Here is a 12670-nt window from a genome sequence, read left to right as displayed (position 1 = left end):
AATGTCCACTCTTGCGTCATACTTGGTCTTACATCTATTCGATATCTCTTCGACAAATCTTCCTTATCTCTTCGTTCCTATATAAGCCTCTTTTGACGATAGTATAACGAAAAGATAAGGAATAGATGTAAGACCAAGTATGTATTTACAAATACATTACTATTTGTAAATACATATTGTTTCTCCCCAATTAAAGGATTCCTGTAAAAACAAAAAAACAATAGGATGAAGCAAAGAAAAAATCAATTAATACCTTTATTGAAGTGCCGCAGCATACTCCTGATCATCCATCAAGGGACCTAGTTGATCTCTTTTTAAATGACATTTGTACACCCAAACTTGATTAGGTTGCATTTGATAAGGCGTTTCTATCATGGGATTAATTCCCTTTATAACGCCGGCACAGGGAGCATATAAATTGGTTGTTCCACCAACTCCTTCTATTTCCGCTAATAATTCATTTTTCACGAAAGTATCACCTACCGCCTTAGCCGGAGAAATAAAAGTAACTTTATTTCCGATGGCTGCTACCATAGAATATGAAATCCCCACTTGGATATGATTTTCTCCATTTCTTAACCAAGTATGATCTTTCAAATAAAAATTACCATTCCGTTCCAATTGAGAATAATACCCCTGATCTTGTGCCTGTGAAGGAAATGAAGGCATATTCATATTACCAGCCTCGATGTCCCGATTTCCTCCTGAAAACACAACTGTAAGAACTAAAATTTGAATAACAAAAAAAACTCTTTTCATGCCCCTTTATTTTTCTGATTATTAAATAAAACACGCTTACACGTCGTTAGCAAAGTTAATAATTGTATTTAACTTTCAAGAGTATTAATGCAAATAATAATTTGTGTTTTTATGTTGCAAGTTTTACTACACTCGTTTTTTATAAACAATCTTTACCGGTTTATCCGCTATTTCATGATACTTGTTTACTAAAACAGCTGTTTTCACATCGTAGATATACAAATGACCTTTCAGCTCTCCTACCCTGTCTTTCTCGTATAAACCAACATACAGTAACTTCTCTTCCGCATCCATTGATAGGCTGGTTACTTCCATACCCGAAGGAATCTGAATCACGGGTGTTGTCGGTAATTTTTGTTTCAGATCCCAACAATATATTCCGTCATCACAAGTGTAGTACAAGCATTCACATGGATTACTTCCAGCAAGCAAGGTATTCCGGTTCACTTTTATCGGGAGAGAAGCATCATAAAGATGTAAAATCGTGGGATTTCCCAAAGAGGAAGTCGTCCACGACAAATACAGGTAAGAAGGCATCAGTTTATGAGTAGCTATCACGTACATCTTGGTTCCCACGGGACAAATGGACAAAATATCAAAATCTGCATACCTGGCTAAAGAACTATTCACACCTCCCGTTTTAGGGGAATAAAACGTAGAGGTCTCGTAATCAACAAATATCGGTTTATCACATGCCACGGCTGCATCAACATTCAACTCTTCAAAATAATCAGTCAAAACCAATTCGTCCAGCATAAAATCATACACGTATCCACGTCTATCTTCGGAAACAAGATACATGTTATTTTGCGAGGAAATTCCCGCAAAATTGATAAAAGCACATCCGGGGAAGGTCCCTTTAAATGAAGTCATGCCCTCAATATCAAACGTACGGGAATCCATATTGTATATTCTCCCCGTGTTTCCGGAACAAACCAACAAGCGATTACCCGCTTGTACCATATCTGTCACATCCTCCATTTCAATCATCGGATTGATCAAATCCATTATATCCGTACGAAAAACAGGTTCTTCTCCATCGTTTATTTCCTCTTTCGTGAGGGGCCGCATAAAAGAGATTCGTCCTTTTCCTGTTTCATCCCGACTTAAAACAGTAATACCTTCACCAAACTCCGTATCAACGTGTAAAACAAAATATTTATATCGAACGGTCTGTCCATTCTCTACTCTTAAACGTAACCCGAAAGTACCCAACTCCCGGAAAGCGTATTTAAGTTCCGGATCATGTGATACAACATGTAGAGAATCTTTAATCGGGTAAGAAGCCATTTCCTCATTCACTAAATTCAATGTTCCATAACTCCACTCGTAAGTTAGAGGTAACTCTTCCCCGGATTGTTCCACCTGCAAAGATTTCATCACAAACTCCTCGCCAAAATAAGCGGTCAACGTGTCACGATCCGCCGAGATTGTAATTTCAGACAATTCCCGGTCACCTAATGAAGTGTGATCATCCAAACAAGCACATAACACCAAGCAGGCAAAACATATTATTTCAATTAAATATCTCATTCTCATAGATCATGTCTTATCAACGTTTAACGAATAAAACGGTCAGGATTCACCATAGCGAAACCTTCATATGTATTCGCCGGATCACAATAAAAATCGTAAGCAGGTTTAAACACGTATTTTATCCAAATGATATTTCCGGGAAATTGGAAAAATCCGGCCGGAGCCTTTTCCAAATATTGTCCGTACTCTTTTACCTTTTCAGCGTAAAACATAGGTTTTAACTCTTCTAATGCCCAAAAATTCTCTAATATTTTAAGGTATAATCTATCATTATTATTATTGTATTCTCCAAAATAAACAGCATACCACCATACCGGAACCGCTAGTTTTCCATCAATAATTGAAAGACAATAATAATCGTCTTCCATAGGTTTGAAATTATCATTTTCTTTAAATCTTAAATAAAGAATAACAGGATGGTCCACAATATCCTCCGTACGTTTTAATTTTAGGGATAAAATCCCATCAACTTCATTTTTCGGAATAATCAAGGAACTAAATTCATAATGTTTTCCTAGTTCTGCTGTCGTAGAATCTGAAACAATTTCCACATCAAAATGTTGATCTTTGTCAACTGGCATACCCATACTTTTCACGGGTATATGGTATTCGCACTCTTTTCCTTCGTAAATTGCAAAACTAAAAAACATGGTATCCGGAGCCACATGCGAAACAAATTTACTAAGATCCCAATAAAAATAAATACTCCTTTTCTGATCAGGATCGTAAAAAATCGCCCTGTTCGAGCAAGCCCCCAGCAACAAAGTAATACCAAGATATATTAAATATTTAAATTTCATAGGCCATTATTCTTTTCTATTCAACGAGGATCAAGTTCTTCACTCGGTAGAGGTAAAGTATATATATTATCGCTTCCTTTCAAGGTTGTGCCCAAAGCATGAACATAAACATCCCTATTCAACCGTTTCAAACAAAACCACCACTGTCCCTCCCCGAATAACTCTTTTCTACGTTCGTTCATAATATCATCCAGCGTAATTTCCCGTCCAACCTCTCGATCTGCAAATTTAATCATCCCTCTAACAGCTACAACCGAATCAAGATATACACGTGCACCCTTGCTATCCCCTTCTTCCAATAATGCTTCTGCCATAATGTAATACATTTCAGGAATCCGAATCATACTATAGCCTAAATATGCCCCACTTGTATAGGCGGAAATATCATTTTTCTCATCCATTATTTTAGTACATATATTTTTTGCTTGACCGTTATTATCTAATGTTGTAAACCAAGCTGACCGACGTTTATCTACTCCCGGCAGGGGACCTTGTGAATCATCGTAAATCGAATTCCAGCCACTTGGAAGAGTTAAAGTCATTTTTACAACATGCCTATCATACAAATAAGAACTTATCTTTGTCGTGTACAATCCCCATATTGTCTCGGATAACGAAACTCTCCGCTTCATAAAAGTTGCCAAGTTTTCTATACTCTCAAATCGAAATTTCCCGGACCGAATTACTTTATCCGCATACCTTTTTGCATTAGATAAATCCCCTTTCATCCAATACACCCTTGCCAACATAGCCTGTGCAGCATACAAATTAAAATGTAATTCTCTAGCTCCCGTAAAACCTGTTTCCTTACCCTTCCGGACATCCGGCATCAAAGTCTCATCTTCACTCAAACATTTCTCCGCTTCTTCCAAATCTGCAATAATTTTTGCATACACCTCCTCAACAGAGGAAAACGGGGTAACTTTGAAAGTATATTTCGTTACATAAGGAATTGCCTCTGTCTTAGCATTTTCATCCGTAGATTTAATATGAACCGCAAACAAACGTAATAGATCAAAATGAATTGCCGCTCTTAATCCTAACGCTTCACCCCGATATAAATTATAATACTTAAAATCTTTTACACTTTTATTCTCCAGATTATCAATAATATTATTCAAATAACTAATTATTAGATAACTAGCTATCCACATGTCCTTTACAATATACCTCGCAGACGGTGCCGCTAAATTTAAACTCGAAACATAGGTCAAATATCCATCATCCGTAATAAAATTCTGTCCCAGCAATTCCGGAATCAAAACCGACATATCCCCACCATACATATCCTCCTTCACCATCGACATGTAAACCCCGTACAACGCATCCTCCACACCTTCCGCCGTGCTAAACATATCATCGTTCACGACTTCGGATTCGGGGTTTATATCCAAGAAATTCCCGCATCCCAAGAAGAATAAAGATACACACGATAGCAATAATATTTTTTTCATCATTCTCTGTCTTTATCAATTATCAAAATGTCGGTCTAAACGTGATATAAAAAGTCCGTTGGAAGGGATATTCCGTACCCCGTTCCTGTTTCACCGAGGAGAAACGGGCGATGTCGGCAACACCTATTCCCAGATTCAGTTTCTTAATCCCGATCTTGCGCAAATAGCCGGGATTAAACTCGTAATTCAGCACGACGCTCGTGATAGCAAACGTGTTATCCCGCTCCACGAAGCGTTCGGAAAAACGATTTTCATCACTCACGCTTTCCGGGATTCCCAGAAAACGAACCAGATCACCCGGTTTCTTCCACCGCTCGGTGAAAGCCCGGCGATCCACGTTCCGGTAGGGATCAATATATTCCACCTTATTCGCTAAAGTCGTGTTATAAATATCACCACCAAACTTGTACGTGGCAGAGACATTCAACGAGAATCCCCGGTAAGAAAAACTCGTGAAAAGACTACCTTCCAGCAAAGGATTGGTATTCCCCACTTCCACCCGTTCGTTCTTATCGTAAGTAAACGTGTAATTCCCGTTCTTCTTGATGTATACTTCCAAACCGGAAGCCGGATCAATACCCGCTGAACGCATGGCATAAATCCCGAATTGAGACCCGCCTTCCACGAACATCGGCTGAGGTTTCACGCCATAATAGGCTGCCATGTTCTCCGCTTTCAAGGCGTCCGAAATACTGGTCAATTTATCAAACACGTGCGAACCGTTCACCATGACCATCCAAAACATATCGTTCTTTTTCAACAACTTGGCCGAAACCGAAAACTCGTAACCCGAATTCTGCAATTTACCCATGTTCACCAGCACGGACGAAACGCCAACCGAAGCGGGTAACGTCAGGGGCATCAAGGCATCCTTGGTTTTGTTCACGTAATAACTGGCCTCCACGTTCACCCGATCTTTCCACAGGGAAGCCGTCAATCCCCAGTTATATTTCAGCGTAACCTGCCATTTCATATCGGGGTTCCCCATCGTGATCGGCACGGCACCCATACCGCCGTAATGAATCAGATCGGGATCGTAAAGATAGGTGGTCAACGCTTGATAAGGCGTGAAGGTAACGTTTGCCGTCGATCCGACACTAAATCGTAAACGTAAAACATCCAACCAATTCAGATTCATGAAATTCTCCTCGTGAAGATTCCAACCGATACCCGCGGACCATACCGGGGCAAACCGATGTTTACTGCCGAACTTGGAAGAACCTGCCGTTTTGTAGGAACCGTTGATAAAATAACGCCCTAACAAATCGAAGCTACCGTTCACGAAGAAGCCCACTTCCGCCGATTCCTTCTCTCCACCCAAGGGGCGAGTCGTGGCATATTGCGAGGCAAATTTAATATCAGTCATCTTGTCTTTCAGGAAACCTTCCGCCTTCACCTGCATCGTCGACGATTTATCTTTCCCGATATCCGAACCCGCGCTCAGGGCAAAAACAGTGGTTCCCATGTCATTCAGCAACAAGCGATAATTCAGTACCAACTTGCCCCTCCAATTCGTTCTCTCGTTTGAAAGCGCCGTGTAGGTACCCTTCTTGTTCTGAGGCAATTCTTGTAAAGCGAAACTGGCATCCTCCGGCGACACGTACACCTTATTCCAGCTATCACTCTGCCGGACACTGACCTCACCCGATACGAACAGATTCTCGGCAACATCCCATCGCAATGAAAGATAATTCGTGACCGCTTTATTCTGACTCTTCGAGAAGCTGGCAAGCGTGGCATTATACAACGGGTTCACGTGACGATCAATCGTCCGGTTCACCGGATCGAAATAATAATTTTTGATATAATCCCCGTTTTCGTCATAAACCGGGTTATAGGGATTCAGCTTCGTGTATTGCGCGAAACTCCCGTACGGGCTATTCTTGCTATCCGTCATGGTATACGACAGTAGATAATTTGCCAACAAGTTACGGGCAAAGTGGTACGATAAAGAAACGTTGACCCCGTAATTTCGGCGGTAATCTCCTTTCATCACCCCGTAAGCATCGGAAAAACGCCCGGTTAGCTTGTACTCGATCCCGCCTCCCCGTCCGGTCATCGTGGCCGAGTGACTTTGAGTAAAAGCATTCCGCAACGGCTTGGTCGCCCAATCCGTATTGACACCCCTGCGAATATTCTCCAACTTGTAATCGTAGGCAGGATCGAGACTACCGTCCACCCGGTCACAAAGTCCCGCCAAACGTTCTAATTCCAGCTTCTCCTCGGCATTACACAAGCGAAGAGAGGTTAAATCCGGAAAACTAAACGTAGGCGCAAAGTTGTAATTGAATTTCATCCTGTCGGACTTCACCCTGACACGTTCTACCAGTATCACGCCATTCGCCGCTTTCTCCCCGTAAAGCACGGCAGCGGAAGCGTCTTTCAACACGAGAACTTTCTCTATATCGTAAATATCCAAATCGTACAAATCCTCGACAGATATTTCCACCCCATCAAGCATGATCAAGGGTGTGTTCACCCCGGCCTGATCTTTTGTCATGATCGAACTCGCTCCACGAATCAGGATTTCGGGCACGACATTCGGGTTGGAACCCGCCTCGTTATTCTCCAAGATTTTCAAACCGGGAGTCAGTATAGACAACGCCTGCAGCAGGTTGGTCGGCGACACACGGATCAAATCTTCACCCTTGATCACGGTAAATTCCCCGGTAAAAGCATTCTTCGCCTGCGTGTAGTACCCGGTTACAATCACGTCATCCAGTTCTTTCGTGTCTTCTTCCAGAGTCACCCGAAGATGTTGGGATTTTGTCACCATGATCTCCCTAGTTTTCATCCCGACAAAACTAAAAAGCAGGATCATTTCTTTCTGTTCGGGAATTCCCAACTTAAACTTTCCGCTACCATCCGTGGCACATCCCAAAGAAGTTCCTTTCAGCACGATCGCCACGCCCGGAAGTAGCTCCCCGTCGGCATCTCTCACTTCACCCGTGATCGTCACCAAAGGAGAATGAGCCTGCCCCGACACGGATCCCCCTGTCAGGCACACGAAACAAACCAGCAGAAAATACCTCACAACCTCCCGACATCTACTGCCGAACATCAATACCAAGTCAATTCTCATCTAATTTTACCTTTAAATACGCTCATGCAAAATATGCCACAATCAATCCATATTTCAAACATATTATCAAATAACGGTCACTACCTTAATTGTACAACCCCGTACAAGACAAAAAAAACGTTTTTACACCATAATCAACGACATGACAGGAACTTTTTATATCATCCATTCACTTTCTGTCGCGTAAATTTCATCACTTTCCGGTTTCTCAAAAATACTTAGAAACACGAGAAACAAAAGTAATAGAATAATTAAAAACCATCAATTCAAAATACAACTATTTTAGTAATTTGCAAGAATAGGGAAGAAAAAATAAGAGAGTTGCAAATTTTCCAACTAAAAAAACAAAAAAAACACCCCTTTTGTCAAAAGAATCAGAGAGATATACAAATTTTGAGCACATGGTATAAAATATTCCCGAATTTGTCTTCCATATTCGATAAAATCCAGGTAATACTATCGAGTATAAAAGACAGTATGCTCACGGAAAGATGACCCGCTAAAAAAAAAGCCGCAAGCACCACTGATAAGGCCCCATGTTTTTACGAAGTTGTTTCAGTGCCTCGCTCTTCTTATTCTTGACCGTTTGTTCGGAAAGTTCCAACTCCTCTGATATCTCTCTTGTGGAATACCCCTCCAAGCTCATGGCCATGATTTCATGATAATCGCCCGATAACTTGGCGATCTCCGCCCAGATAATCCGTTTCACTTCATGCTCTATGATCTCGTTCTCGATGTCCAGACTTGAAGGCTGTTGTAACAAGACTTTATTTTTTATATCCAGATGCCTCAATTCATTCAGACAGGCATTCCGCACGCAAGTATACAGGTAACCGACAATCGTCTGAAATGACGTGAACTGTTTCCGCTTTTCCCAAGTTCTTATAAAACTCTCATGCACGATATCCACGCAAACATCTTCTTCATGCAAAAATCGACTCGCGTAAACGCTCAGCGTTGCAAAATAATGATCATACAACGACTCCAAGGCTTTTTCATCCCCTTTCACAAAACTACCGTATAAAGCTTTTTGTTCCATTAAAATCAATATTTACAACACGTTTCGAGAATTGAAAAATTACAACTCAGATTGAAAAAAACACCATTTGTCACAATCAATACTATTTCAAAAATACATAAAAAACTTCTTTTTTCAAACAATCGAAATGTTAATTCTACAAACAGAGAATAATCTCTTATTTGCCAACATTGCTTTAGATTGCGTCAACAAGCGCAACAAATGATATTTACGACATAAACCGTGGAAAGACAATTCAAGCCTTTCCACGATTTTCATAAATCATTTCACACAAACATCTATTTTAAACCCGTTCCTTGTAAAGCACTTGAACAGGCTTATCCGCTACATTGCTATACTTTTCAACCAAAACCCCGGTATCCGCATTATAAATATATAAACTCCCCTTCAACTCCTTCGTGCTATTCGCTTCATACAACCCGACGTAAAGAAGTTTCTGATCCGGATCAACTGAAATCGTTGTTATTTCCATTCCATCAGGAACCGTAATAGAAGATGTTGTCGGCAACTCGCGAGTGGGATCCCAACGATAAATGGCATTATTGTACGTGTAGTAAATGCAATTATACACTTTCGTACCTACCATCATTGAATTGCGATCCAAGCAAATAGATCGCACACTCTTGTAATCCACGATATTAGCCGCAGAAGGTTTACCAAACGAAGCCGTGGTTCGAGCCAGATAAACGTGTAACGGATCATTCTTATAAGTGGCAAACACGTACAAGTAAGTGTTTACAAAACAAGCATTCACGATATCATAATCCGTAAAGATCGCCCCACTGGTGACAATACCACTTGAAGTATTGGGGGCATACAAGGTTGAATTCTCGTAATTTATAAAAACCGGTTTATTATAGCGTACCCCGGCATCTACCTCCAGATTCACAAAAGCTCCCAACACTAACAACTCGTCCATATCTGTCTCGTAAACATAAGCCCTGTTGTCTTCCGATAACACGTGCATATTACTGTAAGCCGATATTGCCACGAATTGTTTGACATTCGCGTTAGGGAATTTACTCGTGAACGAAGTAGCCGTTTCCACGTCAAACGTGCGGGAATCCATGTTATAAATTCTCCCGTTACTTCCCGAACTGATCATTAGCCGTCCCCCGTTTTGGACCATATCCGTCACGTTCTCCAATTCCATTCCGGGATTGGCAATCTCCATGATATCCGTACGAAAAGCCGGAAGTTTTCCCGAAGCGATCTCCTCCTTGGTCAACGTCTTCATAAAAGATACACGTCCTTTCCCGACATTATCCCGGCTTAAAATGGTGATACCCTCCGAAAATTCGGTATCAATCTGCAAGATGAAATATTTAAAACTGGTCGTTTCCCCGTTATCAACCTTCAAGCGTAAACCGAAAGTCCCCAAATCCCGGAATGCATACCGGAGTTCAGGATCGGTAGACACCACGTGCAACGTATCCTTGATCGGGTAAGGCTTCACGACACCACTGGAAATATCCAGTTGCCCGTACGCCCATTCATAAGTCAAAGGTAACTCTTTCCCGGATTGCTCTATATTCAAATGACTTATCACGAGTTCCTCCCCGAAAGAAGTCGTCAGGGTATCATGAGCGGCAGAAATAGTCACCTGCGACACCTCCTTCTTTCCCAAGGTTGAATCGTCATCATAGCAGGAATACAGTCCAACCATGAAACATAACAGTGTGATTATATATAACTTTGTTTTCATAACTTACCAATTAATTTTAAAAGTTTAGCGGATAAATCGGTCCGGATTTACCATCTTAAACCCCTCGTAAGTATTTGCCGGATCGCTATAAAACTCGTAAGCAGGCTTGAACACGTAATTGATCCAAATGATATTTCCTTTCAACTGGTAGAATCCCGCGTTAGCATTTTCCAAGTACAACCCGAATTCTTCCACTTTTTCCTTGAAGAAAATCGGTTTCAACTCTTCCAATTGCCAAAAATATTCCAACATCTTCCGATAAAGTCGATCATTGTTCTGGGCGTATACACCCAAGAAATTAGGAGCCCACCACTGGGGTTCCGGTAGAGCACCATCCACGATCGACAACCGGTAATAATTATTGGCAATCGGTTTGAAATGGTCATTTTCCTTAAACTTGAAATAAAGTATTACCGGATTATTCATAATATCCTCCGTACGTTCCAGTATAACGGATAATTCCCCGTCTACTTTATTTTCAGGTACAACCAATTTACCGAATTTGAAATGCTTGTTTATCACGGCTGTCGAAGAGTCAGCCAAAACTTCCACCTCGTAAGCCTGTTCCTCATCAATAGGCATACCGGCCACTTTGATCGGGACCTTGTACTCGTACTCCGTTTCGTTGTAGAGAGCAAAACTAAAGAACACGGTGTCGCTTTGCGTCTTCGTGACTGAATTATAACGATCCCACGTGAAATAAATAGATCTTTTCTGGTTCACGTTATAGTACACGGCATCGTTGCTACACGCCCATATCCCCATGCAAAGGAATATTCCGATATATAGTAGATATTTATTTTTCATAACGCTCTATTTTAGTTGTTATTCAGGACGATAATCTTCCTCTTCCACGGGTCGCGGCAATGCGTAAATCTTGTCGCTACCGGGAATAATCGTTCCGGTAGTACCGCTTAGCTTGATAGAACGATTCAATCTCTTCAAACAGAACCACCATTGTCCCTCGCCAAAAAACTCTTTCCGACGTTCCACCATGATACTATCCAACGTTACATTAACAGCGGGTATCCTCTCTGCAAATTTCTCCATTCCCCGGGCACTTACCACGGAATCCAGATAAACCGTGGCACCCGTAACGTCCCCCTCTCCCAGTAAAGCCTCTGCCATAATATAATACATTTCCGGAATACGCACCATACTTGTTCCCAGGTAAGGACCACCACTATAACTCGTGTTGAGTGACGTCGTGTCGGAAACCGGTCCCATGATCTTCACGAGTATATCCACGGTATTACCGCTCCGGTCATAAGTCCCGAACCAGCTGTCCCAACGATAATCCTTCTTTCCCAAGGGACCTTCGTAAGCGTAAATGCTTTTGAAATCCGTGGTGAGATCACCAAGTCCCTGCCGCCGGATATGCGAGGTCAACCAGTCGGAATACACTTCGGCGTTATACAATCCCCATATTGTCTCGTCCATCGACACGTTTTTTTGCATAAACGTCCCCAATGAAGTTTTACTGACAAAACGGAATTTTCCGGACCGGATGACCTTATCCGCGTACACTTTGGCATTATCCATGTCGCCTTTCATCCAGTACACCCGGGCTAACATCGCTTGTGCGGCATAAAGATTAAAATGTAACACCCGGGCCCCGGTAAATCCTTTCTCGTTCCCCACGCGGTTAGCCGGCATCAACGATTCGTCTTCCGTCAGGTAACCTTCCGCCCTCTTGAGTTCCGTGATAATCTTCCCGTAGGCCTCTTCCACCGAAGAATAGGGGGTTACTTTGAAATCATATTCCGTCACGTAAGGAATTGCCTTCGCTTTCGCCGCCTCGTTCGTGGAGGTGATATGCACGGCAAAGAATCGCAACAAATCAAAATGTATCGCGGCTCTTAATCCCAGAGCCTCACCCATATACAGGTTGTAATGGCGAAAATCCTTCTCACTCTTTTCTTCCAGATTCTCGATAATATTATTCAGGTAACTAATCGTCAAATAACTGGTTTTCCAGATATTCTTGTACATGTTTCTAGTCTCGCTCCGCTCGTATTCGAAACGTCCCAGATAAGGCAGGTATTGATAAGTTGAAGTGAAATTCTGCCCCAGAATCTCCGGTATCATCGTTGACATCAACCGACCGTACATATCCTTGGTCGCCATGGTCATGTACACGCCGTAAAGTGCATCTTCAACACCGCTTGCCGTGTTGAACATATCTTTATTCACCACCTCCGAATCCGGATTCACGTCCAGAAAACTATCACACCGAATAAAGAAGAACGGTATACACAGTAGAATTATTATCTTTTTCATACGCTTTCTGATTTA

General features: G+C 41.7%; 9 protein-coding genes. All 9 read right to left on the bottom strand.

What is annotated here, in order from left to right; translation table 11 throughout:
- Nucleotides 1–255 precede the first annotated feature (255 nt).
- The 9 genes from DWW52_RS03070 to DWW52_RS03030 all read right to left on the bottom strand — a co-directional run bounded on the left by DWW52_RS03070 (nucleotide 256) and on the right by DWW52_RS03030 (nucleotide 12655).
- Nucleotides 256–759, bottom strand: coding sequence for a hypothetical protein (locus tag DWW52_RS03070; protein ID WP_118713985.1), 504 nt, complete (start codon nucleotides 757–759; stop codon nucleotides 256–258).
- 126 nt (nucleotides 760–885) lie between these two features.
- The gene (locus tag DWW52_RS03065; protein WP_148315318.1) at nucleotides 886–2298 is read right to left on the bottom strand and encodes a hypothetical protein; all 1413 of its coding nucleotides are present in this window, start codon (nucleotides 2296–2298) and stop codon (nucleotides 886–888) included.
- 20 nt (nucleotides 2299–2318) lie between these two features.
- Nucleotides 2319–3095 (bottom strand): DUF4843 domain-containing protein, encoded by a 777-nt coding sequence (locus DWW52_RS03060; RefSeq protein ID WP_118713983.1) that lies wholly within the window; start codon nucleotides 3093–3095, stop codon nucleotides 2319–2321.
- Nucleotides 3096–3115: 20 nt separating this feature from the next.
- Complete coding sequence (locus DWW52_RS03055; protein WP_118713982.1) at nucleotides 3116–4549, bottom strand: RagB/SusD family nutrient uptake outer membrane protein; 1434 nt, start codon at nucleotides 4547–4549, stop codon at nucleotides 3116–3118.
- A 22-nt stretch (nucleotides 4550–4571) separates the two neighbouring features.
- Nucleotides 4572–7631, bottom strand: coding sequence for a SusC/RagA family TonB-linked outer membrane protein (locus tag DWW52_RS03050; RefSeq protein ID WP_118713981.1), 3060 nt, complete (start codon nucleotides 7629–7631; stop codon nucleotides 4572–4574).
- 499 nt (nucleotides 7632–8130) lie between these two features.
- A complete protein-coding gene (locus DWW52_RS03045) occupies nucleotides 8131–8670 on the bottom strand; it encodes a sigma-70 family RNA polymerase sigma factor (RefSeq protein WP_118713980.1) in 540 nt (179 codons plus the stop codon).
- 283 nt (nucleotides 8671–8953) lie between these two features.
- The gene (locus DWW52_RS03040) at nucleotides 8954–10375 is read right to left on the bottom strand and encodes a hypothetical protein (protein WP_118713979.1); all 1422 of its coding nucleotides are present in this window, start codon (nucleotides 10373–10375) and stop codon (nucleotides 8954–8956) included.
- Between the two features lie 24 nt (nucleotides 10376–10399).
- Nucleotides 10400–11182 carry a DUF4843 domain-containing protein gene (locus tag DWW52_RS03035; protein WP_118713978.1) on the bottom strand — a complete coding sequence of 261 codons (783 nt, stop codon included), beginning with the start codon at nucleotides 11180–11182 and terminating at the stop codon, nucleotides 10400–10402.
- An 18-nt stretch (nucleotides 11183–11200) separates the two neighbouring features.
- Nucleotides 11201–12655 carry a RagB/SusD family nutrient uptake outer membrane protein gene (locus DWW52_RS03030; RefSeq protein ID WP_118713977.1) on the bottom strand — a complete coding sequence of 485 codons (1455 nt, stop codon included), beginning with the start codon at nucleotides 12653–12655 and terminating at the stop codon, nucleotides 11201–11203.
- Nucleotides 12656–12670 lie beyond the last annotated feature (15 nt).

Source organism: Odoribacter sp. AF15-53 (assembly GCF_003479425.1).
Taxonomy (GTDB): Bacteria; Bacteroidota; Bacteroidia; order Bacteroidales; family Marinifilaceae; genus Butyricimonas.
Note: the sequence above shows the minus strand (reverse complement) of the source record. Positions and strands in the feature narration are given on the sequence as shown.

Coding starts and splice junctions, on each gene's coding strand:
- DWW52_RS03045 (WP_118713980.1), bottom strand. CDS start 8,670: ATGGAACAAAAAGCTTTATACGGTAGTTTTGTGAAAGGGGATGAAAAA.
- DWW52_RS03030 (WP_118713977.1), bottom strand. CDS start 12,655: ATGAAAAAGATAATAATTCTACTGTGTATACCGTTCTTCTTTATTCGG.
- DWW52_RS03035 (WP_118713978.1), bottom strand. CDS start 11,182: ATGAAAAATAAATATCTACTATATATCGGAATATTCCTTTGCATGGGG.
- DWW52_RS03065 (WP_148315318.1), bottom strand. CDS start 2,298: ATGAGAATGAGATATTTAATTGAAATAATATGTTTTGCCTGCTTGGTG.
- DWW52_RS03040 (WP_118713979.1), bottom strand. CDS start 10,375: ATGAAAACAAAGTTATATATAATCACACTGTTATGTTTCATGGTTGGA.
- DWW52_RS03070 (WP_118713985.1), bottom strand. CDS start 759: ATGAAAAGAGTTTTTTTTGTTATTCAAATTTTAGTTCTTACAGTTGTG.
- DWW52_RS03060 (WP_118713983.1), bottom strand. CDS start 3,095: ATGAAATTTAAATATTTAATATATCTTGGTATTACTTTGTTGCTGGGG.
- DWW52_RS03050 (WP_118713981.1), bottom strand. CDS start 7,631: ATGAGAATTGACTTGGTATTGATGTTCGGCAGTAGATGTCGGGAGGTT.
- DWW52_RS03055 (WP_118713982.1), bottom strand. CDS start 4,549: ATGAAAAAAATATTATTGCTATCGTGTGTATCTTTATTCTTCTTGGGA.